This is a genomic window from Frigoribacterium sp. AC394 (assembly GCF_979258095.1).
On the sequence record NZ_OZ409834.1, the window covers coordinates 413,040 to 436,455 of the forward strand.

18 protein-coding genes and 1 pseudogene are annotated in these 23,416 nt (G+C 69.5%); 9 read left to right on the top strand and 10 right to left on the bottom strand.

Features of this window, described 5'->3' with window-relative positions; translation table 11 throughout:
• Positions 1 to 5 precede the first annotated feature (5 nt).
• On the top strand, positions 6 to 461 hold the full coding sequence (locus ACZZY9_RS01860) for a DUF3093 domain-containing protein (protein ID WP_463462765.1): 456 nt from the start codon (positions 6 to 8) through the stop codon (positions 459 to 461).
• On the opposite strand, the gene ACZZY9_RS01865 is transcribed toward ACZZY9_RS01860, so the two are convergent.
• Positions 436 to 726 carry a DUF4193 domain-containing protein gene (locus ACZZY9_RS01865; protein WP_192060270.1) on the bottom strand — a complete coding sequence of 97 codons (291 nt, stop codon included), beginning with the start codon at positions 724 to 726 and terminating at the stop codon, positions 436 to 438. The genes ACZZY9_RS01860 and ACZZY9_RS01865 overlap by 26 nt on opposite strands.
• A gap of 197 nt (positions 727 to 923) precedes the next feature.
• Here ACZZY9_RS01865 and sepH point away from each other — a divergent pair, with 197 nt between their 5' ends.
• The gene (sepH, locus tag ACZZY9_RS01870; protein WP_463462766.1) at positions 924 to 2,090 is read left to right on the top strand and encodes a septation protein SepH; all 1,167 of its coding nucleotides are present in this window, start codon (positions 924 to 926) and stop codon (positions 2,088 to 2,090) included.
• Between the two features lie 22 nt (positions 2,091 to 2,112).
• Here sepH and ACZZY9_RS01875 read toward each other — a convergent pair whose 3' ends face one another.
• The gene (locus ACZZY9_RS01875; protein WP_463462767.1) at positions 2,113 to 3,252 is read right to left on the bottom strand and encodes an alkaline phosphatase family protein; all 1,140 of its coding nucleotides are present in this window, start codon (positions 3,250 to 3,252) and stop codon (positions 2,113 to 2,115) included.
• Between the two features lie 68 nt (positions 3,253 to 3,320).
• Between ACZZY9_RS01875 and ACZZY9_RS01880 the strand changes: the two are divergent.
• Positions 3,321 to 5,872 (top strand): annotated as a pseudogene (locus ACZZY9_RS01880) (DNA gyrase/topoisomerase IV subunit A).
• 153 nt (positions 5,873 to 6,025) lie between these two features.
• Here ACZZY9_RS01880 and ACZZY9_RS01885 read toward each other — a convergent pair.
• Complete coding sequence (locus tag ACZZY9_RS01885; protein ID WP_463462768.1) at positions 6,026 to 8,122, bottom strand: DNA gyrase/topoisomerase IV subunit B; 2,097 nt, start codon at positions 8,120 to 8,122, stop codon at positions 6,026 to 6,028.
• A 223-nt stretch (positions 8,123 to 8,345) separates the two neighbouring features.
• Between ACZZY9_RS01885 and ACZZY9_RS01890 the strand changes: the two genes are divergently transcribed.
• Complete coding sequence (locus tag ACZZY9_RS01890; protein ID WP_192060265.1) at positions 8,346 to 8,573, top strand: DUF7455 domain-containing protein; 228 nt, start codon at positions 8,346 to 8,348, stop codon at positions 8,571 to 8,573.
• A gap of 78 nt (positions 8,574 to 8,651) precedes the next feature.
• Here the strand turns inward: ACZZY9_RS01890 and ACZZY9_RS01895 are convergent, their stop codons facing one another.
• The 5 genes from ACZZY9_RS01895 to ACZZY9_RS01915 form a co-directional block, all read right to left on the bottom strand.
• The gene (locus ACZZY9_RS01895; protein WP_463462769.1) at positions 8,652 to 9,407 is read right to left on the bottom strand and encodes a type 1 glutamine amidotransferase; all 756 of its coding nucleotides are present in this window, start codon (positions 9,405 to 9,407) and stop codon (positions 8,652 to 8,654) included.
• Entirely contained in the window at positions 9,404 to 10,663 is a 1,260-nt protein-coding gene (locus ACZZY9_RS01900) for a MurT ligase domain-containing protein (protein WP_463462770.1), read from the bottom strand. Before ACZZY9_RS01900 ends, ACZZY9_RS01895 begins: the two co-directional genes overlap by 4 nt.
• Positions 10,664 to 10,667: 4 nt before the next feature.
• Positions 10,668 to 11,882 carry an RNA polymerase sigma factor gene (locus tag ACZZY9_RS01905; RefSeq protein WP_463462771.1) on the bottom strand — a complete coding sequence of 405 codons (1,215 nt, stop codon included), beginning with the start codon at positions 11,880 to 11,882 and terminating at the stop codon, positions 10,668 to 10,670.
• 248 nt (positions 11,883 to 12,130) lie between these two features.
• Positions 12,131 to 13,471, bottom strand: a complete 1,341-nt coding sequence (locus tag ACZZY9_RS01910; RefSeq protein ID WP_463462772.1) for an MFS transporter — start codon at positions 13,469 to 13,471, stop codon at positions 12,131 to 12,133.
• 83 nt (positions 13,472 to 13,554) lie between these two features.
• Positions 13,555 to 14,472, bottom strand: coding sequence for a proteasome assembly chaperone family protein (locus ACZZY9_RS01915; protein WP_463462773.1), 918 nt, complete (start codon positions 14,470 to 14,472; stop codon positions 13,555 to 13,557).
• Positions 14,473 to 14,557: 85 nt separating this feature from the next.
• Between ACZZY9_RS01915 and ACZZY9_RS01920 the strand changes: the two genes are divergently transcribed.
• The 3 genes from ACZZY9_RS01920 to sucB all read left to right on the top strand — a co-directional run bounded on the left by ACZZY9_RS01920 (position 14,558) and on the right by sucB (position 19,119).
• Positions 14,558 to 16,036 carry a leucyl aminopeptidase gene (locus ACZZY9_RS01920; RefSeq protein ID WP_463462774.1) on the top strand — a complete coding sequence of 493 codons (1,479 nt, stop codon included), beginning with the start codon at positions 14,558 to 14,560 and terminating at the stop codon, positions 16,034 to 16,036.
• A gap of 161 nt (positions 16,037 to 16,197) precedes the next feature.
• Positions 16,198 to 17,571: a dihydrolipoyl dehydrogenase gene (gene lpdA / locus ACZZY9_RS01925; RefSeq protein WP_463462775.1), complete on the top strand. Its 1,374-nt coding sequence runs from the start codon at positions 16,198 to 16,200 to the stop codon at positions 17,569 to 17,571.
• Between the two features lie 54 nt (positions 17,572 to 17,625).
• Positions 17,626 to 19,119 carry a 2-oxoglutarate dehydrogenase, E2 component, dihydrolipoamide succinyltransferase gene (gene sucB / locus ACZZY9_RS01930; RefSeq protein WP_463462776.1) on the top strand — a complete coding sequence of 498 codons (1,494 nt, stop codon included), beginning with the start codon at positions 17,626 to 17,628 and terminating at the stop codon, positions 19,117 to 19,119.
• Positions 19,120 to 19,130: 11 nt separating this feature from the next.
• On the opposite strand, the gene ACZZY9_RS01935 is transcribed toward sucB, so the two are convergent.
• Positions 19,131 to 20,462: a serine/threonine-protein kinase gene (locus ACZZY9_RS01935; RefSeq protein WP_463462777.1), complete on the bottom strand. Its 1,332-nt coding sequence runs from the start codon at positions 20,460 to 20,462 to the stop codon at positions 19,131 to 19,133.
• A gap of 121 nt (positions 20,463 to 20,583) precedes the next feature.
• Here ACZZY9_RS01935 and ACZZY9_RS01940 point away from each other — a divergent pair, with 121 nt between their 5' ends.
• The gene (locus ACZZY9_RS01940; RefSeq protein ID WP_192060255.1) at positions 20,584 to 21,303 is read left to right on the top strand and encodes a DUF4191 domain-containing protein; all 720 of its coding nucleotides are present in this window, start codon (positions 20,584 to 20,586) and stop codon (positions 21,301 to 21,303) included.
• A 75-nt stretch (positions 21,304 to 21,378) separates the two neighbouring features.
• Here the strand turns inward: ACZZY9_RS01940 and ACZZY9_RS01945 are convergent, their stop codons facing one another.
• A complete protein-coding gene (locus ACZZY9_RS01945) occupies positions 21,379 to 21,825 on the bottom strand; it encodes an RDD family protein (RefSeq protein WP_463462778.1) in 447 nt (148 codons plus the stop codon).
• 143 nt (positions 21,826 to 21,968) lie between these two features.
• On the opposite strand from ACZZY9_RS01945, the gene glnA reads away from it, so the two are divergent.
• Complete coding sequence (glnA, locus tag ACZZY9_RS01950; protein WP_192060253.1) at positions 21,969 to 23,393, top strand: type I glutamate--ammonia ligase; 1,425 nt, start codon at positions 21,969 to 21,971, stop codon at positions 23,391 to 23,393.
• Positions 23,394 to 23,416 lie beyond the last annotated feature (23 nt).

Sequence of the window (23,416 nt, forward strand, 5' to 3'; positions counted from 1 at the left end):
GACCCATGCACAACTACCGCGAGCGGCTGTCGCCGCCGGTCACCGTCTTCCTGGCCGCGGCGCTCCTGCTGCCGGCGACGCTCCTGGTCTTCCTGCCCATCAACGTCGGGGTGGGCGTGGTCATGGCGATCGTCTTCTACGTGGCGGCCGTGCTGGCGCTGTTCCTCGGCTCACCCGTGCTGACCATCGACGAGGAGGGGTTCTCGGCGGGTCGCGCGCGCCTCCACGCGCACGAGATCGGAGAGGTGACCGCCCACCGCGGGGCCGCCGCGACAGCACAAAGAGGGCCCCTGCTCGATGCTCGAGCATGGACCCTCTTCAGGGGATGGGTGAAGCCGGTCGTCAGGATCGAACTGACCGACGTGTCGGACCCGGCTCCCTACTGGCTGGTCTCGACCCGTCGGCCCGACGAGGTCGTCGACCGACTGACCGCCCTCAGGCGGCGCACTCCCGGCAGATAGCCCCGAGCTTGGTCTCGTGGTCGAGCTGCGAACGGTGCTTGACCAGGAAGCACTCGACGCAGGTGAACTCGTCGAGCTGCGGGGGCAGGACGACGACGTCGAGGTCGAGGTCGGAGAGATCCTGACCGGCGAGCTCGAACGAGCCCGGGTTGTCGGCGTCGTCGTCGACGACACCGGTCATCTTGTCGGGGACCCGCTCTTTGAGCCCCTCGATCGACTCCGAGTCGTCGTCGTTCTTGCGAGGTGCGTCGTAGTCGGTTGCCATGCCCATCCAGTTCTATTACGTTCGTGTACCCAATTCGGCGCGCACAGTTTGCATGACTCGTTCCCGAATAGCAAACCGGTCGGCAGGGCCTCCCGGGCGCCTCGAAAGAACTGGCGGCACGCCCGTTCTATTCCCCGGTCGGAGGCCCTCGGCATGCGAGTCTTACGGGCGAATCACGACGGCGAAAGGCGTGCTACATGCAGGATCTGAGGGTCATCGGAGTCGAGAGCGGTGCGCTGCTCGTGGCGACCGACGGCGGAAGCGAGTACCGCCTCCCGGTCACGCATTCGCTCCACACGCATCTGCGCGCCGCCGCGCCCGACGGCTCCCCCGCCCAGCGCAAGGCGCCTCCTCGCGAGATCCAGGCGCACATCCGCGCCGGCCTCTCGTCCGAGCAGACCTCAGCGGTCACCGGAGCGGACCTCGACTACATCCGTCGATTCGAGGGGCCCGTCCTCGCCGAGCGCGCGTTCGTGCTCGAGACCGCCATGGCCGTCCCGGTCACGGTGGCCGGCGACGACGACGCCGACTCCGGGCCGTCCACCTTCGGAGGGGTGATCGAGGCCCGGCTGGACACGGCGGAGGCCTCGGACCGCTCGTGGACCAGCTACAAGGACGTCGAGCAGGGCTGGCTGGTCCACGTCTCGTACGTGACCCGCGAGGTCTCGCGAGACGCGACCTGGCGATTCGACCCGAAGAAGCTCCTCCTCGCCCCCGCCGGCGGAGACGCCAACACGCTCTCTCAGCATCGCGAGGACGTCGGCCCTCTCGCACCGCGCCTCCGGGCCGTCGACCGTGACTCCGCAGCGACCCCGGGTCGCTTCGACAGCGGCGCGTTCATGGTCGACACGACCCCCGAGGCCGACGTGGAGATCGAGGCCCCCCGGGTCGTCGAGCCCGAGCGTCAACGGAGCGACGCCCGCTCGGCCGCCTCGCTCGCGGCCACGAACCGCTCGCCCGACCCGGCCACCTCGCACAATCAGACGGCCGATCTGCTCGAGGCCCTCCGTCGCCGACGGGGCGAGCGGGAGTCCGCGCGCTTCTCCGACGACGACGCCCCGCAGCATCCGGCCGCGGGATCCATCCGCGTCATCGACGTGCCCCTCGACGACTTCGGCCTGCCCGAGGGCGCGACGGACACGACCGCCGCCCGCCCCGACGTCGAGGAGGGCCGGGACGACGATTCGCCGGCGGCTGTGCATCCCCTGCCGGGTGCAGCCCGCACGGGGCGACCCCGTCGTGCCAATCCGATGCCCCCCGTGGTCACGCCGCTCTCGTCGAGCGGCAAGAAGGGCCGCGGCCGGGCGTCGATGCCGAGCTGGGACGACATCGTCTTCGGGGCGCGCTCCGACGACGACAAGTGAGCGGGCCGACCACCGGGAGTCGTCAGCGCGCGTAGGCGCCGAACCGTCTGAGCGGGACCTGCGTCTCGTCGGACGACCAGCTGCCGTGCTGCCCGATCATCGACCCGGCGAGACCGCCGGTTCCGCGCCCGTCGTAGTAGACGACGCCGCGACGAGCCGCGACGAGGATGTCGCCGATCCGGGGCAGCACCTCGGCGTCCACCGGTCCGAACCAGCCCGCCTCGACGGCCTCCTCGCGCGTGAGCACCCAGGCTCGGTCGCCCTCCGCCGCGCGCCAGGCCGCGAGTGTGGCCGCCCGCCGGTCGTCCGTCACCTCGTCGCCGAAATGCAGCTGCAGGCAGCGCGGCTCGCCCGCCACGTGCCGCACACCGTCGACGAGCTCGGCCCTCCCGCCGAAGACGATGCGCCGGTGTTCCCCGATGTCGAGCACCCCGTGGTCCGCCGTGACGAGCAGCCCGGTGTCGTGCCCGAGCCCGGCGTCGAGGCGGCGGATCTCGGCGTCCACCTGCTCGAGCGCGGTCGTCCACTCCGGCGACTCCCAGCCGGCGCGATGGGCGATCATGTCCAGCTCGGGGACGTACAGATACACCAGGGAGGCGCGGGTCGCCTGAGCGGCGTCGCGAGCCGCATCGAATCGGTCCGCCATGGACTCCGCCGACAGGTAGGTCGTGCCGGAGAGGATGGCCTCCGTCAGCCCGGACGTCGCGTAGCGCTTCGGGCCGACCGAGAAGCTCGTGACTCCCTCGGCGGCGGCTCGCTCGAAGACCGTGCTGCTGCGCTGCCAGGTGTCGGGCCGCATGCCGGCGTCCCAGCCGGAGAGCTGCTTCACCACGCGATCGCGTTCGCGGTCGAGCACCGAGTAGCCGACGAGCCCGTGCTCGCCGGGGAGGACCCCGGTGGCGAAGGTGGTGAGCGCGGCGGCCGTCGTCGTGGGGAAGCCCGACCAGATGCTGCCGCCCGGGGCGGAGGCGAGCGTGCGGGCGTGGCCCTTCCGGGCTCCGAGCGAGGAGCTGCCGAGACCGTCGACGAGGAGCACCACGGCGGACCGGGCGGGGGGAAGAGCGAGCGGGTTCGCCGCGCCCGAGAGCGAGGCGACCGAAGAGGGGAGCACGTCGGCCAGGCTCACGGCGTGCGGGGGGCGCCCCGGTACGATGGACGTCATCGGCACCAGTCTGCCATAGCCGAACCATCCATCCGAGGTGCTTCGCGCCTCCTGCCCCCGAGAAGTGCATGACGACGACCGACACCCTCTCCACTCCCGACGACGGCGAACGCATCGAGGACATCGACGTCTCGCTCGAGATGCAGGGCTCGTTCCTCGAGTACGCGTACTCGGTCATCTACTCGCGGGCTCTGCCGGACGCCCGCGACGGGCTGAAGCCCGTCCAACGGCGGATCCTCTACCAGATGTCGGAGATGGGGCTGCGTCCCGACCGCGGGCACGTCAAGAGCGCCCGCGTGGTGGGCGAGGTGATGGGCAAGCTGCACCCGCACGGCGACACCGCCATCTACGACGCCATGGTGCGCCAGGCCCAGCCCTTCACGATGCGGGTGCCCCTGATCGACGGGCACGGCAACTTCGGCTCGCTCGACGACGGGCCGGCCGCCCCCGCTACACCGAGGCCCGACTCGCCGAGGCGTCGCTGGCGATGACGCAGGGGCTCGGCGAGGACGTCGTCGACTTCGTCCCCAACTACGACAATCAGCTGATGCAGCCCGAGGTGCTGCCCGCCGCGTTCCCGAACCTGCTCGTCAACGGCGCCAGCGGCATCGCCGTCGGCATGGCGACCAACATGGCCCCGCACAATCTCATCGAGGTCGTCGGGGCGGCTCGGCATCTGATCGACCATCCCGGCGCGAGTCTCGACGACCTCATGGCCTTCGTGCCCGGCCCCGATCTGCCGACCGGGGGCACCATCTCGGGGCTCGCCGGTGTGCGTGACGCCTACGCCACCGGCCGGGGGAGCTTCAAGACCCGCGCGAAGGTGTCGGTCGAGAGCATCACGGCCCGGAAGAACGGGCTCGTCGTCACCGAGCTGCCGTACCTCGTCGGGCCTGAGAAGGTGATCGAGAAGATCAAGGACGGCGTGCAGGCAAAGAAGCTGACCGGCATCACGGACGTCACCGATCTGACCGACCACAAGCACGGCCTGAGACTCGTGATCGGCATCAAGACCGGGTTCAGCCCGCAGGCCGTGCTCGAGCAGCTCTACCGCTACACGCCGCTCGAAGACGGCTTCAGCATCAACAACGTCGCCCTCGTCGAGGGGCAGCCGCGCACGCTCGGGCTGAAGGAGATGCTCGAGGTCTACGTCGCCCACCGCATCGACGTGGTGACCCGGCGCACGCGGTACCGGCTCGCGAAGAAGGAGGACCGCCTCCACCTGGTCGAGGGGCTGCTCGTCGCCATCGTCGACATCGACGAGGTGATCCAGGTCATCCGCAGCAGCGACGACACCGCCGCGGCCAGGGCTCGTCTGCGCGAGGTCTTCGACCTGAGCGAGATCCAGGCCGAGTACATCCTCGATCTGCAGCTGCGCCGCCTCACGAGGTTCAGCCGCATCGAGCTCGAGGCCGAGCGCGACGAACTGCTCGCCGCCATCGCCGACCTCAAGGCGCTGCTCGCCGACAAGCGCCGCCTGCGCGCCCTCGTCTCGAGCGAGCTGGGCGAGATCGCCGAGCAGTTCGGCACGCCCCGCCGCACCCTCCTGACCGAAGCCGCGCCCAGTGTGGCGACCGTGGGTCGAGGCAGTAGGAAGTCGCCCGTGCTCGAGATCGCGGACACCCCCACGAGGGTCTTCCTCTCGACGACGGGTCGCATCCTCCGCGTCGACCACCAGGACCCGGACTCGGGGCTGCCCACTCCCCCACCGCGTCGGACGAAGCACGACGCCGTCCTGTCGTCGATCGACACCACGAGTCGGACCGAGATCGGGGCGGTGACCACCCATGGTCGTCTGATCCGCTTCACCCCGGTCGACCTCCCGTCGGTTCCGCCGACCTCGGTGCAGCTCGGTGCGGGTGTGCCCGTCCGCGACTACATCGGATTGACCGATCGCACCGAACGGGTGCTCGCCCTCGTCTCCCTGACGGCCGACCGGCCCATCGCCCTCGGCACCGCACGAGGCGTGGTGAAGCGCGTGGCCCCGGGTCAGTACCCCTCCCGCCCCGATTTCCCGGTCATCGGTCTGAAGAAGGGCGACTCGGTCGTCGGAGTGGCGCAGGGCGGCGATGACGACGAGCTCGTCTTCGTCTCGTCGTCGACGCAGCTGTTGAGATTCCCGGCGTCGGCCGTCCGTCCGCAGGGCCCGGCGGGTGGTGGCGTGGCCGGCATCAACCTCCCCGAGTCGTCGACCGTGCTGTTCTTCGGCGCCGTGCCCGCCGGGCACGGGGCGGTCGTCGTGACGGTGTCGACCAGCTCCTCCACCATCGCCGGCACGGACCCGGGGCGCGGCAAGACCAGCGCGTTCGACGAGTACCCCGGCAAGGGCAGGGCCACCGGCGGTGTCCGGTCGCACGCCCTGCTCAAGGGCGAGGACGGCCTCACCCTCGCCTGGGTCGGACCCGCGCCCGCTCGTGCCGTCGGTGCGGACGGCGCAGTCCGAGAGCTCCCGGCCGAGCTGTCGCGACGCGATGCGTCGGGCACGCCCCTCGCCGCGGAGATCGGCTCGATCGGGGCGTCCGTCGCGCACATCGCGGACTCCGCCACCGGCGCGGAGGCAGGCGCGGACGCGGGTGACGACTCGGCGGCCGGCGCCGTCCAGTCGGCCCCCGCAGAGTGACGGCGGGCGAGCGGACCGCGTGGTCCGCTCGCCCTCATCGTTCTTCGATCCGCCCTCGGTCACCGACGGAGTCGACGATCGCGACCATCGAGCAGCGAGCAGCGAGCCCGAGTTCGCCAGGAAGCCCCCTGGCGTTCTACGTGACCCCCTCGATCAGACGTCGATGCGGTCGCGGCTGATGCCCGCTCCGTCGATGATGAACTCCTTACGCGGAGCCACCTCGTTGCCCATCAGCAGTTCGAAGACCCGAGCGGCGTTCTCTGCATCGTCGACCTTGACTCGGCGGAGCATGCGGTGCTGGCGCTCCATCGTCGTCGTCCGCAGCTGCTCGGCATCCATCTCGCCGAGGCCCTTGTACCGCTGGATCGGGTCCTGGAACTTCTTGTTCGTCCGCTTCAGCCCGGCGAGGACGCCGTGCAGTTCTTTCTCGGAGTACGTGTAGATCGTCTCGTTCGGCTTGCTGCCGGGGTGCATGACCACGACGCGATGGAGGGGCGGCACGGCCGCGAAGACACGCCCGGCCTCGATCATCGGTCGCATGTAGCGGAAGAACAGCGTCAACAGCAGGGTGCGGATGTGCGCGCCGTCGACATCGGCGTCGCTCATGATGATGACCTTGCCGTACCGGGCGGACGAGAGATCGAAGGATCGCCCTGAGCCCGCACCGAGCACCTGGATGATGGAGGCGCACTCGAGATTCGAGAGCATGTCGCTGACCGAGGCCTTCTGCACGTTCAGGATCTTGCCCCGGATCGGCAGCAGCGCCTGGAACTCGCTGTTGCGGGCGACCTTTGCCGTGCCGAGCGCGGAGTCGCCCTCGACGATGAACAGCTCGCTGTTCGCGACGTCGTTCGACCGGCAGTCGACGAGTTTCGCGGGCAACGACGAGTTCTCGAGGGCGTTCTTGCGTCGCTGGGTCTCCTTGTGGGCGCGTGCCGCGATGCGTGACTTCATCTCGGCGACGACCTTGTCGAGCACGAGCGCCGTCTGCGTCTTGTCGTCGCGCTTCGTCGAGGCGAAGCGCTCGGCGAACTGCTGCGCGACGACGTTGGCCACGATGGCCCTCACGGCCGGCGTGCCGAGGATCTCCTTGGTCTGACCCTCGAACTGCGGCTCGGGGAGGCGGACCGTGAGCACGGCCGTGAGCCCTGCCAGCACGTCGTCCTTGTCGATCTTGTCGGTGCCGACCTTCAGCCGACGGGCGTTCTGTTCGACCTGCTGACGGAGGAACTTCAGCAGCCCCGCCTCGAACCCGGCCTGATGCGAACCGCCCTTGGGCGTCGAGATGATGTTCACGAAGCTCCGGAAGACCGTCTCGTAGCCGCTGCCCCAGCGGAGGGCGATGTCGACCTCGCACTCACGCGTCAGCTCGGTGGCGACCATGGCGCCGCCGTCGGTGAGGACCGGCACGGTCTCGGTGTACGAGCCGGTGCCCGTCATGCGCCAGGTGTCGGTGACCGGGGCGTCGGGGGCGAGGAACTCGACGTACTCGCTGATTCCGCCGTCGAAGCGGAAGGTGCTCTCGAGCGGGAACCCGCCGTCGGTGAGCGAACCGGGGCGCTCGTCGCGGATGCGCAGGGTGAGACCCGGGATGAGGAAGGCCGTCTGGCGGGCACGCGCCGTGAGGTCGTCGGGCTGGAAGGTCGCGCCGCGTGTGAAGATCTGCCGGTCGGCCCAGTATCTGATGCGCGTGCCTGTGACGCCTCGCTTGACCTTGCCGACCTCGCGCAGCACGCTGCCCGATACGAACGGAGTGAACGGCGCATCGGGGGTGGGCTCGCCGGAGTCGTCGAAGGTGCCGGGCTCCCCGCGACGGAACGACATGGCGTAGGTCTTGCCGTTCCGGTCGACCTCGACGTCGAGACGCTCGGAGAGCGCATTGACCACCGAGGCCCCGACGCCGTGCAGCCCGCCCGACGACCCGTAGGACCCGCCGCCGAACTTGCCGCCGGCGTGCAGCTTCGTGAACACGACCTCGACCCCGGTCAGACCCGTCTTCGGCTCGATGTCGACGGGGATGCCCCGGGCGGTGTCGCGGACCTCGACACTGTCGTCGGCGTGCAGCAGGACGTCGATCGAGTCGCCGTGACCCCCCAGAGCCTCGTCGACCGAGTTGTCGATGATCTCCCAGAGGCAGTGCATCAGACCTCGGGAGTCGGTGCTGCCGATGTACATGCCCGGGCGCTTGCGCACGGCCTCGAGCCCCTCGAGGACGGACAGATGACGGGCCGAGTAGTCGGACGTGGCCAATGGGTGCTCCTGACGCGTTGCGGGCGACCACGAGCGGGGAATTCCGGAGGCGGTGGTCGCGTTCCATGGTAACGAGGGCCACCGACACGGAGACCCCGACACTCTCTCGTCGTCGAGCGTCTACGCGATGAGCGAAATCACCCCGAATGTCTCACCATCTCTCCACAGCCGTGTTTTGATGAGGACACGTATCCACAGCACCACCGTCAGGAGGAGCACCCCTATGACTCAGATGGCCACCGACCAGACAGCCGTCGACGAGTTCGGCTCCCGCTACCAGTTGAGCGCAGCCGACCGCTGCGACAGCTGCGGAGCCCAGGCGTACATCCGTGCGACCCTGGCCACCGGTCAACTCTTCTTCTGCGCCCACCACGGCGCGAAGCTGAAAGACAAGCTGGAGCCGACCGCGATCGAGTGGCTCGACGAGAGCGCCAAGCTCTCCGAGCACTGACCGGACTCCCGGCGCCTCCAGGCGCCCTGTTCGACGAAGAAGCCCGCACCCTCCGAGAGGGTGCGGGCTTCTTCGTGGTCACATCGCCTTGAACGACCGTTCCAGGTTGTCGGCGATCACCCGTTGCGACGCGGCCGCGTACTCATCCAGCTTCGCGTGGGCCGGCGTGAGACCGTACGAGATGCCGCGACGCGAGAGCGCCGTCCGCAGCATCCTGTCCGTGAGACCGGGATTCAGGGGCAGCAGGGGGCCCTTGAGCTGCGTGCCGAAGGACGCGCCCCGGACGACCCCCTCGGCGCCGTCTGAGCCGTTGCCGCCGCCGTGGACGACGGTCGCGAACGGACTCGAGCCGGCGCCGAGCTCGAGGTGGGCGGCGTGGTCCTCGAAGCCGAAGAGGGTGAGGTCGTCTCCCCCGTACTGCGTGGTGACCTGGAAGTAGTTCGTGCGTCGCGGTGCGCCGCGACGGACGAGCGCATCGAAGAACCCGACGCCCTCGACGGTGTCGCCCTCGACCGTGACGACGCCTCGTGTGAGGAGCTCCATGCCGCCGCCGACGGCGACGACCGGGACCCCCGATCGGGCGAAGCCCTCGAAGGCGTCGCGGAGCCGAACGGCGTCGACGCTGACCGCGCGGACGCCCGACAGCGGACCGTGGCCCAGCACGACCACGTCCGCCACCGAGGGGACGTCGTCCCCGATGCGGTACTCGGTGACCTCCGAGTCGATCCCGGCGCGTCGTGCGCGTTCGACCAGGGTCGTCACGTTGCCACGATCACCGCTCACCCCGAGTTCTTCAGGGTAGACGTGGACGATTCTCAGAACGTCGTCGCTCACGCGCTCTTCTCCAGATCGGGGTGGCCGAGGATGCGGCGTGCCAGCATCATCTGCTCGTAGTTCGTCACGAAGTGCTTGGTGTGATCACCGGGCGACGGGAGAGCGCGCATGAGGCGGATGGCCTTCGAGATGTCCTCCTCGATCACGTGCACGGGGATCCCCTCGTGTTCGAGCCGGAGGGCCAGCTGCCAGGCCTTGGCGCCCGCGAGCACGTCGACGTGATCGAGGTGCGAGAAGTCGATGTCGTAGATCCACGAGATGTCGGGCGTGCCCTCGTCGATGGCGAGCATCACCTGCTCGACCCCCTGCGGAAGCGCGTCGAGGTTCATCTGCAGACTCGCTGCGTTCTTGAACATGATGAACTCGGCCTCGTCGGTGCCGAGCGACATCCGCTCGCCTCGACCGTAGGCCGGCTTCATGCCGTCGAAGGCGCGCGAGACGGCCACGGCGTCGACCGGCCCGCCCAGCACGACGGAGGCCGTCTGCAGAGCTGCCGCCGCGTCGACGGCGTAGTGCAGTCCACGAGCCGGCAGCTGCACGTCGACCGTGACATCGCCGACCCTGATGGTCGCTCCCGCGCCGTCGAGACTCAGGACCTCGGCCTGCGCGTCGAGAGAGTCGTCGGCCCGCCTGGTGAAGTCGTTGGCGTTCTGGAGCCCGTTGGGCGATGCGGCGACGACCGCCGGCGCGGCGCCGAAACGCGTGACCGACTGACCGGGACGAGCCGTGTACGGCCCGAGGTGCTGGTCGTCGCGGTTGGTGATCACCGACGACGTCGCCAGGGCGGCCGTGTCGGTCATCATCGTGCCGACGCGCTCCGTCTCGAAGAAGCGGTACAGCTGATCGACCTGCACGTTCAGCATGAGCACGGTCGAGGGGTTCAGGGACTTCGTCAGTTCGACGGCGAAGGCCTCGTCGACCTCGATCACGCCGATGTCGTGCTTCACGTCGCCGAACGGGGTGACCTCACGGAGGAACGCCGACGCGATCCCCTGCGGCAGGTTGGCGCCGGTGGGGTTCGTGAACACCGTGAGACCGTGAGCCCGCAGGGTCTCGGTCAGCATCATCGTCGTCGTCGACTTGCCGTTCGAGCCGAGGACGAAGACGACCCCGCGCTCGAACTGCGACGAGACATGGGTGAGGAAGTCGGGAGCGAGGGCGAGGACCGTGCGCCCGGGATAGGCGGATCCCCCGCCTCGGAGGCGCGCGAGGGCGCGGACGATCCGGCCCGCCAGGACGGGGACGACGTACTTCATGTCTCTACTCGAGGTAGTCGCGGAGCGACTGCGATCGGGACGGGTGGCGCAGCTTGGCCATCGTCTTGGACTCGATCTGACGGATGCGCTCGCGCGTCACGCCGAAGGTGTCGCCGATCTGATCGAGCGTCTTGGGCATGCCGTCACCCAGGCCGAAGCGCATCCGGATGACGCCCGCCTCACGCTCGGAGAGGCTGTCGAGCAGTGACTCGAGCTGCTTCTGCAGCATGGTGAAGCCCACGGCGTCGGCCGGGACGACAGCCTCCGTGTCTTCGATGAGGTCGCCGAACTCGCTGTCGCCGTCTTCACCGAGAGGAGTGTGCAGCGAGATCGGCTCGCGCCCGTACTTCTGGACCTCGACGACCTTCTCAGGGGTCATGTCGAGCTCGCGCGAGAGCTCTTCGGGCGTGGGTTCGCGACCGAGATCCTGCAGCATCTGACGCTGCACGCGGGCGAGCTTGTTGATGACCTCGACCATGTGCACGGGGATGCGGATGGTGCGGGCCTGGTCGGCCATGGCCCGGGTGATGGCCTGACGGATCCACCAGGTGGCGTAGGTCGAGAACTTGAAGCCCTTGGTGTAGTCGAACTTCTCGACGGCGCGGATCAGACCGAGGTTGCCCTCTTGGATCAGGTCGAGGAACTGCATCCCACGGCCCGTGTAGCGCTTGGCGAGGCTGACCACGAGGCGGAGGTTGGCGCCGAGCAGGTGGCTCTTCGCCCGCTGTCCGTCGCGTGCGACCCAGCGGAGTTCGCGCTCGAGCTCTTTGCTCAACCCGGTGCTGGCCGCCAGCTTGTCTTCGGCGAACAGACCGGCTTCGATCCGCATCGCCAGCTCCACCTCTTCGGCGGCGTTCAGAAGGGCGACCTTGCCGATCTGCTTCAGGTAGTCCTTGACCGGGTCGGCCGTGGCGCCCGTGATGGTCGTCGAGTAGACCGGCATCTCGTCGTCGTCGTCCTGAGAGATGACGAGCGCGCCCTTGGGCAGGATCTCGGGGGCCTTGTCGGTCGCGTCGGCGTCCGTCTCGGCGGGGGCCTCCTGCGACTCGGCGTCGTCGTCGGCCGGAGTCTCGTCGGCGGCCTTGGCAGCCTTGGGAGCGGCCTTCTTGGCCGGAGCGCGCTTCGCGGGCGCCTTCTTCGCGGGGACGTCGGCCGCGACCTTCGTCTCGTCGGTCACGGACTCGTCTGAGGCCGTGGTCGCCTTGCTGCGGGTAGCCATGCGAACACCTTTCACATCTCTATTGCTCGGGTCCGGGTGCGACCAGCGTGATCGGTGGGACCGTGCTCGTCGGACCTCGACCGGCAAACGGATGGCGTCGGTCGATTTCGGGCAGTACTAGGACCCATGTCAAGTCTCGTGCCGGACGTCGATCGCGACAGCGACGACGGGGTGAACGAGAAACGAACGGGTCCGTGATCCATTATTACACGCCCTGCGCCCACGGCCCGACACCGCGGAGGCGGCTCTCAGCCCCGTGGCCCGCGCCGCATCCGCCAGCGCCGGAGAGCGGCGACCCAGATGGGCGCGACCTCGATGCCCTCCTCGTGTCGCAGGCCCCGGCGGGTCCGGCGTCGCTCGACGACGAGGCAGACGACGCCCGTCCCCACGACGAGGTACTGGACGAGGAACGCGATCCGGAACGACTCGAAGGCGAAGATATCGCTCGGGGCCCCGGAGGCGACGCGGGCGGAGTCGAGCTGATCGAGCACCACGCCGATGAGGAACATCATGACGAAGCTCGCCAGGAACCCGCCGACGTTGACGATGCCGTTGGCGACGCCGAGGCTGCGCAGGGGGTTGAAGGTCCGTGCGAAGTCGAAGCCGATGATCGACCCCGGTCCGCCCACGCCCAGGACGACGACGAGCACGACGGCGAGCCAGGGTGGCGGGGTTCCGGGCCAGGCCAGCACGAGGGTCCAGACGGCGGCCATGGCCAACACGATGCCGAGCACGAGGTTCGAGCGCCGGAGGGGGAACCGGGCGACGAGCAGGCCGAGGATGGGGCCGGCGACGACACCCGAGGCGACGAGGACGGCGAGCAGACCGGACGCCTCGCCCGAGCTCAGCCCCAGGCCCCCGACCAGGAACGGCACGCCCCAGAGCAGGCTGAAGACCGTCCCGGAGGACTGCGTGACGAAGTGCGACCAGAATCCGAGACGGGTCCCCGGGCGGCGGGCGCTCTCGACCAGCTGACGCCCGGCGGATCGCCACGTCGTGGTCGCCGAGCGCGGGATCACGCCCTCGGGCGCCTCGGACACGAGCACGACCACGACGACGACCGCGATGACGGAGAGCGCCGCGGCGCTGAGGAAGGCCGGCGACCATCCCGCGCCGTGCAGCACGATCGACAGGGGCACTGCCGAGAGGATCTGACCGAACTGCCCGAAGTTGCCCGTCCACTGCGACACCTGCGGCAGGATCGGCCCCCGGAACCACGACGGCAGCAACCGCATCACCGAGATGAAGGTCATCCCGTCGCCCGCGCCGACGAGCATGCGGCCGACGATCGCGAAGCCGATCGTCGGGGGTGACACGGCGACCACGAGCTGTCCGACGCCGAGGAGCACCCCTCCGGTGACGATCAGCGCCTTCGGTCCGACCCGATCGAGCATGACGCCCACCGGGATCTGCAGACCGGCGTAGACCACCAGCTGGACGACCGCCAGGGTCGAGAGAGTCGATGCGGAGACGTCGAAGAGCTGGCGGGCTTCGACGCCCGATACCCCGAGGGACGATCGCTGCATCACCGCGACGATGTAGGCGAAGACGGCCGCGCCCCAGACGAGCCAGGCGCGCTTCGAGTTCACCCGACGAATCTACCCGAGCGACGAGCGCATCCGCCGCCGAGCACGCGTGCCCGTGGACGGGATGACGACCGAGGAGGCGCGGGTCAGGCGGACGCGCCGCCGTCGGTCCGTCGCGCCAGGAACTTCTCGAGCTCGGCCGCCAGCGCGTCGGCCGTCGGCACCTTGCCGTCCTGGTCGGTGAGCGGAGACGGCAGAGGGTTGCCCTCCATGTACGTGTCGTGGCGCTCTTCGAGGGTGGCGACGAGTCTCGACAGCTCGGTGTTGCCGTGGACCTGCTCCTCGACCTTGACGAGGAACTCGCGCCCCTCCTCACGGAGACGGTCGGTGGGGAAGATGAGCCCGGTGGCCGCGCTGATGCTCGACAGCGCGGCGACCGCCGCGTCGGGGAACTCCGTGTCGGCGAGGTAGTGCGGCACGAGGAGGACGAACCCGGCCGTGGGGTGACCCTCCTGGCCGAGGCGGTGCTCGATGAGGTGGAGGGCGTTGGCCGGCGCCTGCGTGACGGGCTTCCACACCGAGAGCGACTCGATGAGGTCCGCGCGGTTGCCGCTGACCGTGACGCCGATCGGCCTGGTGTGAGGCACCGGCATGGGGATGGAGTGGACCCACGTCGTCGTCGAGACCCGGTAGCGCTCCACGAGCTGGAGGACGGCCGCCGTGAAGCGGTTCCACTGGAAGTCGGGTTCGAAGCCCGACAGGAGCAGGAACGGCTGACCGATGTCGTCGCTCATCAGGTGCAGGGAGAGGCGGGCCACCGAGACCTCGCTCACGTGGTCCTGGTCGAAGGTGAAGACCGGACGACGGGCCCGGTAGTCGAGCAGCTCGTCGGTGTCGAACGACGCGACGAGCGTGCTGTCGAGGGTGTCGATCATGTATTCGGCGAGTTGACTCACCGCCGAGCCGGCGTCGGCGAAACCGGTCAGGCCCGCGACGAGGGGCAGCCCGTCGGGGACGTTCGGGGCGTCGATCGAGAGGTCGTAGAGTCCGGCGGGGTCGTGCATGTCGACAAGCCTAGGTACCGGCGAGGTGCTCCGCTGGCCGTGGCGACGTGCCGAGAGCGAACAGAGCCGTGGCTACCATCGAGGCATGACCGTTTCGACTCTGACCACCAGCACGACCACCCCCGCCGAGATCGAGGGGGACGTCCTCGTCGTCGGCGTCCGCAAGACCTCGTCGGGCCCGGAGCTCACCACTCCGGTCGACGGCCTGGCGGACGTCCTCGCCGCCGTCGGCGTGACCGGGGCGCGCGACGAGCTGGTCCGGCTGCCCGGCACGGCCGTGCGCGCCTCCGGAATCGCCCTGATCGGCCTCGGCGACACCGTCGACGCCGAGGCCCTTCGCTACGCGGCCGGATCGGCCGTCCGTCAGCTGACCGGAGTCGACCGCGTCGTGATCGCCCTCCCCGTGACCGGCACCCAGGAGGCGCTGGCCGCGCTCGAGGGAGCCGCGATCGCCTCGTACGAATTCGACGCGTTCCGCTCGACGACCAAGTCGGACTCCCGTCGACACGCACAGGACATCGTGCTCGCCACCGACGTGCCGGTCGACTCGGCGACCGTCGAGCGGGCCCGCGTCGTCGCGACCGCCGTGCACACGGTCCGCGACCTCTCGAACACTCCCCCGCAGCAGATGTTCCCCCAGGCGCTCGCCGACAAGGCCGTCTCGTTGGCCGAGGGCACCGCCCTCGAGGTCACCGTGCTCGCCGAGGACGAACTCCTGGCCGGCGGCTTCGGGGGCATCCTCGGCGTCGGTCAGGGCTCGAGCCGGGGCCCGCGTCTGGTCAAGGTCGAGTACCGCCCCGAGGGGGCGACGAAGCACCTGGCACTGGTCGGCAAGGGCATCACGTACGACACCGGCGGGCTCTCGCTGAAGCCCGCAGCCTCGATGCTCGGCATGAAGGACGACATGACGGGTGCGGCCACCGTGCTCGCCGTCACCGTCGCGGCCGCCGAGCTGGCGCTGCCCGTGCGTCTGACCGCCTGGCTGTGCGTCGCCGAGAACATGCCGAGCGGAACGGCGATCCGACCCGACGACGTCCTGACCATCAAGGGCGGCACCACCGTCGAGGTGACGAACACCGACGCGGAGGGCCGCCTGGTCATGGCCGACGGTCTCGTCGCGGCCAGCGAGGAGCAGCCGGACGCGATCGTCGACGTCGCGACCCTGACCGGCGCCCAGGTGGTCGCGCTCGGGATGCGCACCGTCGGGGTCATGGGCAACGACGCGCTGGCCTCCCGCGTGGTCGAGCTGGCCGACTCGATCGGCGAGACGTTCTGGCGCATGCCCCTGCCCGGCGAGCTCAAGGCGCGCCTCGCGTCCGACGTGGCGGACCTCGTGAACGCGACTCCCGGCAACACCGCTGCGGGGATGCTGCTCGCCGGAGTGTTCCTGAACGAGTTCGTGGGGAAGAAGGACGGCGCCGACACCGCTCTCCCGTGGGTCCACCTCGACATCGCCGGCCCGTCGAACAACAAGGCCGGAGGCTACGGCTACACCGGCAAGGGCTCGACCGGCGTTTCCGTGAGAACCCTGCTAGAGCTGGCCTCCGACTTTTCGGCCGCGTAGTAGGGTCGACGAGGCGGGAGAATCCCGCCGAGAACGGTCCCTGAACGCCGGTCCGCCTCCGCGACACGTCGGAGGCGAAACGGGCGACGGTGTCGTCGTCACCACGACGACGCCTCCCCACCCGGCGCGGGGTACCTCCGAACGCACGAGGGAGTTGCTGGGTGTCGGAACAGAATTTTGACCTGGTGGTGCTCGGTGGCGGAAGCGGCGGATACGCCGCGGCGCTGCGGGCGACCGAGCTGGGGCTGAGCGTCGCGCTGGTCGAGAAGGACAAGGTCGGCGGGACCTGCCTCCACCGTGGATGCATCCCCACCAAGGCGCTCCTGCACTCGGCCGAGGTGGCCGACGTCTCGCGTGAGTCGGCCAAGTACGGCGTGCACACCGACTTCCACGGGATCGACATCCCGGCGGTGACGACGTACCGCGAGGGTGTCGTCGCCAGCAAGTACAAGGGTCTGCAGGGTCTGCTGAAGGCGCGCAAGATCACGACCGTCGAGGGCGAGGGCCGACTCACGTCGCCGTCCACCGTCCAGGTGGGCGACACGACCCTGAAGGCGAAGAACATCGTCCTGGCCACCGGTTCGTACTCGCGCAGCCTCCCCGGGCTCGACATCGGCGGGAAGGTCATCACAAGCGAGCAGGCTCTCGCCCTCGATCACGTGCCGAACAAGGTCGCCATCCTGGGCGGCGGCGTGATCGGCGTCGAGTTCGCCAGCGTCTGGAAGTCCTTCGGCGCCGAGGTGACCATCATCGAGGCGCTCCCCCACCTCGTCCCCAACGAAGAGGAATCGATCAGCAAGCAATTCGAGCGCGCGTTCCGCAAGCGCGGCATCGAGTTCTCGCTCGGCGTGCGATTCCAGGGAGTCACCCAGAACGACGACGGCGTCGTCGTGACGCTGGAGGACGGCAAGACGTTCGACGCCGATCTCCTGCTGGTCGCGGTGGGTCGCGGCCCCTCGACGGCCGGTCTCGGCTTCGAGGAGGCCGGAGTGACGGTCGATCGCGGCTTCGTCATCACGAACGAGCGTCTCGCCACCTCGGTGCCCGGCGTCTACGCCGTGGGCGACATCGTCCCCGGACTCCAGCTCGCGCACCGGAGCTTCCAGCACGGCATCTTCGTCGCCGAGGAGATCGCAGGCCTGAAGCCCGTCGTGATCGAGGACGTCAACATCCCCAAGGTCACGTACTCCGACCCCGAGGTCGCCTCGGTCGGTCTCACCGAGGCGAAGGCCGCGGAGAAGCACGGCACCGACAAGATCACCAGCTACGACTACAACCTCGCCGGCAACGGGAAGAGCCACATCATCGGCACGGCCGGCTCGGTCAAGGTCGTCCGCGTCGTCGACGGACCGGTGGTCGGTGTCCACATGATCGGCGCCCGCGTGGGCGAGCTGATCGGCGAGGCTCAGCTGGCCGTCAACTGGGAGGCCTACCCCGAAGACGTCGCGCCCCTGATCCACGCGCACCCTACGCAGAACGAAGCTCTCGGTGAGGCGATGCTGGCTCTGGCCGGCAAGCCGCTTCACGCGATGTAGCACCCACCGCACTTACACACAAAGACACGCAATGTCGTCAAAGGAGTTCCACAGATGAGCGAATCCGTCAACCTCCCGGCACTCGGTGAGAGCGTCACCGAGGGCACGGTCACCCGCTGGCTCAAGAATGTCGGTGACCGCGTCGAGGTCGACGAGCCGCTGCTCGAGGTCTCGACCGACAAGGTCGACACCGAGATCCCGTCGCCCGTGGCCGGTGTGATCGAAGAGATCCTCGTGCCGGAAGACGAGACCGTCGAGGTCGGCACGGCACTGGTCCGCATCGGCGACGGCTCGTCGGACGCACCGGCCGAGGACGCCGGCGAGTCGAGCGACGAGAACGAGCAGGCCGACGAGCCCGAAGCCGCCGCCGAAGAGGGCGACGACGCCGGGGACGCCGAGCTGCCCTCGTCCGCCGCTCCGGCACCCGGCGAGGAGGCCGAGGCTTCGGCCCCCGAGCCCGCTCCCGCCGTCGACCCGGCCCCGGCGGCTCCTCAAGCTGCGGCACCGCAGGCCGCTCCGGCCGTCCCCGCCGCAGCGCCGTCGGCTCCCGCCGCGCCGGCCGCAGCCGCGCCGGCCGCTGCTGCTCCCGCTGCCGCGGCACCCGCCGCCGCCCCGTCGTCGGACTCCGGTTCGACCGCGGGCTACGTCACGCCTCTGGTCCGCAAGCTCGCGAACGAGAAGGGCGTCGACCTGTCGTCCCTCTCGGGCAGCGGTGTCGGCGGGCGCATCCGCAAGGAGGACGTCCTCTCGGCCGCCGAGGCCGCGTCCGCGAAGACCGCCGAGTCGAGCACGGCGTCGACGAGCGCAGCGCCGGCGCCCCTCGAGATCTCGCCCCTCCGCGGAACGACCGTCCCGATGACGCGACTCCGCAAGGTCGTCGCCGAGCGCGCCGTGCAGTCGATGCAGGCCATGGCCCAGCTGACCAGCGTCGTCGAGGTCGACGTCACCAAGGTGGCGTCGTTCCGCGACGCGAACAAGGCCGCCTTCCTGGAGAAGACCGGCAACAAGCTGTCCTTCCTGCCGTTCTTCACCCTCGCGGCGGCGGAGGCCCTCCAGGCTCACCCGAAGCTCAACGCGACGGTGGACGGCGACTCGATCGTCTACCCCGACCACGAGAACATCAGCATGGCGGTCGACACCGAGCGGGGTCTCCTGACTCCGGTCATCAAGAACGCCGCCGATCTCGACCTGGCCGGCATCGCCGCCCAGATCGCCGATCTGGCCCAGCGCACCCGCGACAACAAGCTGAAGCCCGACGAGCTGGCCGGTGGCACCTTCACCGTCACGAACACGGGTTCGCGGGGTGCGCTGTTCGACACGCCCGTCGTGTTCCTGCCTCAGGTCGCCATCCTCGGCACGGGCATCGTCGTCAAGCGCCCCGTCGTCGTCAAGACCGACGGTGGCGAGGCGATCGCCGTCCGCTCGATGGTGTACCTCGCGCTGTCGTACGACCACCGCATCGTCGACGGTGCCGACGCTGCGCGATTCCTGGTCGCCGTCAAGGATCGCCTCGAGGCCGGCGACTTCACCGCGAAGCTCGGCATCTGATCCGCCGCCCGTCACTGACGGGCGACGATCTCACGAAGCCGCCAACCGGCCTCGGTCCTCACCACGAGGACCGAGGCCGGTTCGTCGTCCGCGGTGTGAGCTTCGAACAGCACGCTCTCGCCCAGGCGCTGGGTCTCGGAACCCAGACGGGTCGGCATGATCGCCTGGGCGGTGGCGGCGGGGTCGTCGACCAGGGCGGAATCCGACCGGGCCAGGGGTGACCCGTGGTGGTCGACGGCGGCGATGCAGGAGGGGGTGGGGTCTCTCAGGCAGTCGACCCGCGCCTCCAGCAGGACGGCCGTCGCGGCCGCCGCGTCATCACCTCGCACCACGGCCTCCTCGGCGGAGGGGGCGACGGTCGGCGACGTGTCCAGTGGCGGCCCTGAGGACACATCGGCCTGCAGCGGTGGCGTCGACGGGCGGGGAAGCCCGTCGGCGTCGGTCGCGGCATCGTCCCTCGGAGAGAGGAGGGCCGCCCCGACGAGAGACAGGACGAGCACGCCGGCCACGACCCAGAAGCGGGGACGGACGACTCGGAGTCGATCCCGCAGCGAGGTCCGGGGGCGTTCGTGCCACCATGCCAGCGCCCGGTCGACCAGGGCGCTCTCGGGAAGCACGGCCGCCCAGGCGGGCATCTCGCGCGGCGCCGTCCGCGAGGTCGCCGACGACGGCTCCCCCGACGCGTCGGCCGATGCGGTGAGGAACACCGTCGGCAACGGTCGCGGCTCGCCGAGGTCATGAGCCCACTCGAGCAGCTCGTCGGGAGTGGTCGGCGGCACGCCCCGGCACGACTCGTCGTCGAGGCGGTCGACGACCAGCGACCAGAGATCGGCCACCCCGGGGTGGCCGGCGACAGTCGCGTTCGAGAGCGTGCCGGAGAGAGCATCCGGCGGCGCGGTCGAGACGTCGCCGGAGCTCAGGCCGACCATGATCGGCGCACCCCGATCGTCGATCCCGATGCCGTGAGGCGGCAGCCCGGTGGGGACCACGCCCCGAGCGGCCAGGTGCGCGAGTGCGGAGGCCAGGGGCACGACCAGGGTGACAGCCTCGCCGCGCGCGAGCGTGCCGCGGCCCGCGAGCCAGGCGTCGAGTCGGATCGACGGGACACCCCGGGTCACCACGACGGGTCGGCCGTCGAAGTGGAAGACGTCGAGCACCTCGACCACGTGGGGGTGCTCGGCGCGGCACAGCGCTGCTGCCTCGACGAGGGCCTCACGGGTCGAGGAGGACGAGGCGCGGAGCAGCACGGGCTCGCCCGACGACCACGTCGAGGTCCACCACCGGAACGGCGGGGGCCCTTCGACGGGGTGGGCCTCGTAGGGCCCGACGCGGGTGCTCGACATGCCTCGAGGGTCGTGCACGGCGTCCCGGGGACGGCGGAGTGGGCGCCTGTCTGGGGACGCGTTCGCCGACGGCGGTCTCGGGGAGGACTCGTGACGGCGGGTGAACCCGTATCCTGTGAACATGGCACGTAAGTCTCCGGAGAACACGACCCCGAAACCGCCCAAGGAACCGGGCCGTTTCAAGCAGATGTGGCAGGTCTTCCAGATGACCCGCCGGATCGACAAGACGGCGCTGCCCCTGATGCTGGCGGTGCTGATCGTCCCGATCCTGCTCGGTGTGGCCGCGGGCATCCTGCTCTCCGAGGGGAACGTCCTCGCGCTCGTCCTCTACATCGTGGTCGGCGTCATGCTCGGCATCCTGCTGCTGCTGCTCGTGCTCGGGCGTCGTGCGGAGCGCGCGGCCTACTCGCAGATCGAGGGTCAGCCCGGCGCCGTGGGCGCCGTCATGAAGAGCGGCCTCCGACGCGCCTGGCGTGCCAACGAGATGCCCGTCGCCGTCCAGGGCCGGAGCCAGGCCGCGGTCTACCGCGCGGTCGGCAAGCCGGGAGTCGTGCTGATCGCCGAGGGCGCGGCCGGCCAGACGAAGCGCCTGGTCGACGAGGAGCGCCGCAAGGTCGCCCGGGTCCTGCCGAACGTTCCGATCACCGTCCTCCACGTGGGCCCCGACTCGGACGCCGTGCCGCTGCACAAGCTGGCCGGTCGGATGAACAAGCTGAAGAAGGCCATCAACCGCAACGAGGTCCTGGCGGTGGGCAACCGCCTGCAGTCACTCGGTCAGAACGGCCTGCCCATCCCCAAGGGCGTCGATCCGTTCAAGGCCCGCGCCGGTCGACCGCGCTGACCCGCGCCTCCTGCGATCACGAAGCCGCCGCCGCTCCCCCTCGGGAACGGCGGCGGCTTCGTCGTGACGGGACCGTCAGACGCGGACGAGCACGGTGCCGGCTATCCGGTCGTGGAGACCGCGCTGGTCGAGGTCGAAGACCACGGCGGGGATCACGAGGGCGACCAGCAGAGTCCGCACGACGGGGCGCCAGAGGCCGAGGTACCCTCCGGTCATCGGCACCACCCGCATCCGCAGAGCGAGATGACCGATCGTGCCGCCGAGCGTGATCAGGAAGACGATCTGCACGAGGACGAAGACGATCGTGATCGCGATGCCCTCGCCGCCGAAGAACGCGAAGGCCACGATGTAGGCGAGAGCCCAGTCGATCGCGATGGCGGCGACGCGGCGCCCGAGTCTCGCGATCGACCGCGGTCCCCTCTCGGGGAGACCGAGTCGACGACCTGGCCAGGCCTGCGGGCCGCCCGCCGCGCCTCCTGCCCTGTCGGGGCCGTGCGGCGGAGTTCGAGGGGTCTGGGGCATGCCCACGAGCCTACCGACGACGGCAGCCGTAACATGCCGGAAACATGAGGGACACTGCGGCGAAACCGCCCCTCAATACCCTCGGTACAGGCTGCAGCCGTGGCCGATCCGTTCCAGTCAAGCCCATTGGAGAGACATCTCGTATGTTCACTGATTCTTCCGAGGTGCTGAAGTTCATCAAGGACACCGACGTCAAGTTCCTTGACATCCGCTTCACCGATCTTCCCGGTGTCCAGCAGCACTTCAACATCCCCGCCTCCACGGTCGACGAGGAGTTCTTCTCCGTCGGACAGCTCTTCGACGGATCGTCCATCCGTGGCTTCGCCTCCATCCACGAGTCGGACATGCAGCTCATCCCCGACGTCACGACCGGCTACGTCGACCCGTTCCGTGCCGAGCGCACGCTCATCCTCGTCTTCGACATCTTCAACCCGCGCAACGGCGAGCTCTACAGCCGCGACCCGCGTCAGGTCGCCAAGAAGGCCGAGAAGTACCTCGCGTCGACGGGCATCGCCGACACGGCGTTCTTCGCCCCCGAAGCAGAGTTCTACATCTTCGACGACGTCCGCTACGAGGTGAAGCAGAACGCCAGCTTCTACAGCGTCGACAGCGAAGAGGGCGCCTGGAACACCGGTCGCGTCGAAGAGGGCGGCAACCTCGCCAACAAGACCGCCTACAAGGGCGGGTACTTCCCGGTCAGCCCGGTCGACAAGACCGCCGACCTCCGCGACGACATCAGCCTGCGCCTGATCGACGCCGGCCTCGAGCTCGAGCGTGCGCACCACGAGGTGGGCACCGGCGGTCAGCAGGAGATCAACTACAAGTTCGACACGATGGTCCACGCGGCCGACGACATCCTGAAGTTCAAGTACATCGTCAAGAACACCGCCGAGATGTGGGGCAAGGTCGCGACCTTCATGCCCAAGCCCCTCTTCGGCGACAACGGCTCGGGCATGCACACCCACCAGTCGCTGTGGAGCGACGGCAAGCCCCTCTTCTACGACGAGAACGGCTACGGCGGCCTCTCCGACCTCGCCCGCTGGTACATCGGCGGCCTGCTCAAGCACGCCCCCGCCGTCCTGGCCTTCACGAACCCGTCGATCAACTCGTACCACCGTCTGATCCCCGGCTTCGAGGCCCCCGTCAACCTCGTGTACTCGGCGGGCAACCGCTCGGCCGCGATCCGCATCCCGATCACCGGCACGAACCCGAAGGCCAAGCGCATCGAGTTCCGCGTGCCCGACGCCGCCTCGAACCCGTACCTGGCGTTCGCGGCTCAGCTGATGGCCGGCCTCGACGGCATCCAGAACCGCATCGAGCCGCACGAGCCGGTCGACAAGGACCTCTACGAGCTGCCCCCGGAGGAGGCGAAGGGCATCCCCCAGGTGCCCGCGTCGCTCGACGGTGCGCTCGACGCGCTCGAGGCCGACCACGAGTTCCTCACCAAGGGCAACGTCTTCACCGAGGACCTCATCGAGACCTGGATCGCCTACAAGCGCGAGAAGGAGATCCTGCCCATGGCGCAGCGTCCCCACCCGTTCGAGTTCGAGCTGTACTTCGGCGTCTGACCTCCGAGCACCGCACGAGGCCC

Excerpts from the sequence above, each read along its gene's own strand:
- ACZZY9_RS01860 (WP_463462765.1), top strand. The coding sequence starts at position 6 with ATGCACAACTACCGCGAGCGGCTGTCGCCGCCGGTCACCGTCTTCCTG.
- ACZZY9_RS01865 (WP_192060270.1), bottom strand. The coding sequence starts at position 726 with ATGGCAACCGACTACGACGCACCTCGCAAGAACGACGACGACTCGGAG.
- sepH (WP_463462766.1), top strand. The coding sequence starts at position 924 with ATGCAGGATCTGAGGGTCATCGGAGTCGAGAGCGGTGCGCTGCTCGTG.
- ACZZY9_RS01875 (WP_463462767.1), bottom strand. The coding sequence starts at position 3,252 with ATGACGTCCATCGTACCGGGGCGCCCCCCGCACGCCGTGAGCCTGGCC.
- ACZZY9_RS01890 (WP_192060265.1), top strand. The coding sequence starts at position 8,346 with ATGACTCAGATGGCCACCGACCAGACAGCCGTCGACGAGTTCGGCTCC.
- ACZZY9_RS01900 (WP_463462770.1), bottom strand. The coding sequence starts at position 10,663 with ATGAAGTACGTCGTCCCCGTCCTGGCGGGCCGGATCGTCCGCGCCCTC.
- ACZZY9_RS01905 (WP_463462771.1), bottom strand. The coding sequence starts at position 11,882 with ATGGCTACCCGCAGCAAGGCGACCACGGCCTCAGACGAGTCCGTGACC.
- ACZZY9_RS01915 (WP_463462773.1), bottom strand. The coding sequence starts at position 14,472 with ATGCACGACCCCGCCGGACTCTACGACCTCTCGATCGACGCCCCGAAC.
- ACZZY9_RS01920 (WP_463462774.1), top strand. The coding sequence starts at position 14,558 with ATGACCGTTTCGACTCTGACCACCAGCACGACCACCCCCGCCGAGATC.
- sucB (WP_463462776.1), top strand. The coding sequence starts at position 17,626 with ATGAGCGAATCCGTCAACCTCCCGGCACTCGGTGAGAGCGTCACCGAG.
- ACZZY9_RS01935 (WP_463462777.1), bottom strand. The coding sequence starts at position 20,462 with ATGTCGAGCACCCGCGTCGGGCCCTACGAGGCCCACCCCGTCGAAGGG.
- ACZZY9_RS01940 (WP_192060255.1), top strand. The coding sequence starts at position 20,584 with ATGGCACGTAAGTCTCCGGAGAACACGACCCCGAAACCGCCCAAGGAA.
- ACZZY9_RS01945 (WP_463462778.1), bottom strand. The coding sequence starts at position 21,825 with ATGCCCCAGACCCCTCGAACTCCGCCGCACGGCCCCGACAGGGCAGGA.
- glnA (WP_192060253.1), top strand. The coding sequence starts at position 21,969 with ATGTTCACTGATTCTTCCGAGGTGCTGAAGTTCATCAAGGACACCGAC.